Below are 3,205 nucleotides of genomic sequence, written 5' to 3'. Positions count from 1 at the left end.
ACACAGTGGACGCGAGCAACTGAGGACAAGCCCTCGGCCTATTAGTACCAGTCAACTCCACCGGTCACCCGGCTTCCATATCTGGCCTATCAACCCAGTCGTCTACTGGGAGCCTTAACCCATCAAGTGGGTGGGAGCCCTCATCTCGAAGCAGGCTTCCCGCTTAGATGCTTTCAGCGGTTATCCCTCCCGAACGTAGCCAACCAGCCATGCCCTTGGCAGGACAACTGGCACACCAGAGGTTCGTCCGTCCCGGTCCTCTCGTACTAGGGACAGCCCTTCTCAAGACTCCTACGCGCACAGCGGATAGGGACCGAACTGTCTCACGACGTTCTAAACCCAGCTCGCGTACCGCTTTAATGGGCGAACAGCCCAACCCTTGGGACCGACTCCAGCCCCAGGATGCGACGAGCCGACATCGAGGTGCCAAACCATCCCGTCGATATGGACTCTTGGGGAAGATCAGCCTGTTATCCCCGGGGTACCTTTTATCCGTTGAGCGACGGCGCTTCCACAAGCCACCGCCGGATCACTAGTCCCGACTTTCGTCCCTGCTCGACCCGTCGGTCTCACAGTCAAGCTCCCTTGTGCACTTACACTCAACACCTGATTGCCAACCAGGCTGAGGGAACCTTTGGGCGCCTCCGTTACCCTTTAGGAGGCAACCGCCCCAGTTAAACTACCCACCAGACACTGTCCCTGATCCGGATCACGGACCCAGGTTAGACATCCAGCACGACCAGAGTGGTATTTCAACAATGACTCCCCCTGAACTGGCGTCCAGAGTTCACAGTCTCCCACCTATCCTACACAAGCCGAACCGAACACCAATATCAAGCTATAGTAAAGGTCCCGGGGTCTTTCCGTCCTGCTGCGCGAAACGAGCATCTTTACTCGTAATGCAATTTCACCGGGCCTATGGTTGAGACAGTCGAGAAGTCGTTACGCCATTCGTGCAGGTCGGAACTTACCCGACAAGGAATTTCGCTACCTTAGGATGGTTATAGTTACCACCGCCGTTTACTGGCGCTTAAGTTCTCAGCTTCGCCACACCGAAATGTGACTAACCGGTCCCCTTAACGTTCCAGCACCGGGCAGGCGTCAGTCCGTATACATCGCCTTACGGCTTCGCACGGACCTGTGTTTTTAGTAAACAGTCGCTTCTCGCTGGTCTCTGCGGCCACCACCAGCTCAAGGAGAAAATCCCATCACCAGCAATGGCCCCCCTTCTCCCGAAGTTACGGGGGCATTTTGCCGAGTTCCTTAACCATAGTTCACCCGAACGCCTCGGTATTCTCTACCTGACCACCTGAGTCGGTTTAGGGTACGGGCCGCCATGAAACTCGCTAGAGGCTTTTCTCGACAGCATAGGATCATCCACTTCACCACAATCGGCTCGGCATCAGGTCTCACCCTGCATGAGGGACGGATTTACCTACCCCTCGGGCTACACCCTTACCCCGGGACAACCACCGCCCGGGCTGGACTACCTTCCTGCGTCACCCCATCACTTACCTACTACCACCTTGGACCGGCGGCTCCACCACTCCCCTCAACTCCGAAGAGATCAGGGCGGCTTCACGGCCTTAGCATCAGAGGATTCGATACTGGGCGTTTCAAAGCGGGTACCGGAATATCAACCGGTTGTCCATCGACTACGCCTGTCGGCCTCGCCTTAGGTCCCGACTTACCCTGGGCAGATCAGCTTGACCCAGGAACCCTTAGTCAATCGGCGCACACGTTTCCCACGTGTGTATCGCTACTCATGCCTGCATTCTCACTCGTGAACCATCCACAACTCGCTTACGCGGCTGCTTCACCCGGCACACGACGCTCCCCTACCCATCACAGCGGTCGTTGGACCACATGCTGCAATGACACGACTTCGGCGGTACGCTTGAGCCCCGCTACATTGTCGGCGCGGAATCACTTGACCAGTGAGCTATTACGCACTCTTTCAAGGATGGCTGCTTCTAAGCCAACCTCCTGGTTGTCTCTGCGACTCCACATCCTTTCCCACTTAGCGTACGCTTAGGGGCCTTAGTCGATGCTCTGGGCTGTTTCCCTCTCGACCATGGAGCTTATCCCCCACAGTCTCACTGCCGCGCTCTCACTTACCGGCATTCGGAGTTTGGCTAAGGTCAGTAACCCGGTAGGGCCCATCGCCTATCCAGTGCTCTACCTCCGGCAAGAAACACACGACGCTGCACCTAAATGCATTTCGGGGAGAACCAGCTATCACGGAGTTTGATTGGCCTTTCACCCCTAACCACAGGTCATCCCCCAGGTTTTCAACCCTGGTGGGTTCGGTCCTCCACGAAGTCTTACCTCCGCTTCAACCTGCCCATGGCTAGATCACTCCGCTTCGGGTCTTGAGCGCGCTACTAAACCGCCCTATTCGGACTCGCTTTCGCTACGGCTTCCCCACACGGGTTAACCTCGCAACACACCGCAAACTCGCAGGCTCATTCTTCAAAAGGCACGCAGTCACGAGACACCAGCAAGCTGATGTCCGACGCTCCCACGGCTTGTAGGCACACGGTTTCAGGTACTATTTCACTCCGCTCCCGCGGTACTTTTCACCATTCCCTCACGGTACTATCCGCTATCGGTCACCAGGGAATATTTAGGCTTAGCGGGTGGTCCCGCCAGATTCACACGGGATTTCTCGGGCCCCGTGCTACTTGGGAAATAAGCAAGCAAGCCACTACGATTTCAGCTACGGGGGTCTTACCCTCTACGCCGGACCTTTCGCATGTCCTTCGCCTATCGCAATGGTTTCTGACTCACCCAGCCGCCGGCAGACGACTGAAGCTCACTCCCACAACCCCGCATGCGCAACCCCTGCCGGGTATCACACACATACGGTTTAGCCTCATCCAGTTTCGCTCGCCACTACTCCCGGAATCACGGTTGTTTTCTCTTCCTGCGGGTACTGAGATGTTTCACTTCCCCGCGTTCCCTCCACACTGCCTATGTGTTCAGCAGCGGGTGACAGCCCATGACGACTGCCGGGTTTCCCCATTCGGACACCCCCGGATCAAAGCTCGGTTGACAGCTCCCCGGGGCCTATCGCGGCCTCCCACGTCCTTCATCGGTTCCTGGTGCCAAGGCATCCACCGTGCGCCCTTAAAAACTTGGCCACAGATGCTCGCGTCCACTGTGCAGTTCTCAAACAACGACCCGTACCCCGTCACCCACACCC

At 57.0% G+C, this 3,205-nt stretch carries 1 rRNA gene; it reads right to left on the bottom strand.

The annotated features are described in order from the left end of the window. Nucleotides 1–21: 21 nt before the first annotated feature. Nucleotides 22–3,143: ribosomal RNA gene (locus JK364_RS54015) — 23S ribosomal RNA — on the bottom strand. Nucleotides 3,144–3,205 lie beyond the last annotated feature (62 nt).

It is taken from the genome of Streptomyces endocoffeicus, assembly GCF_016741935.1.
GTDB lineage: Bacteria > Actinomycetota > Actinomycetes > Streptomycetales > Streptomycetaceae > Streptomyces > Streptomyces endocoffeicus.
This window is presented reverse-complemented; position numbering and strand designations above follow the sequence as displayed.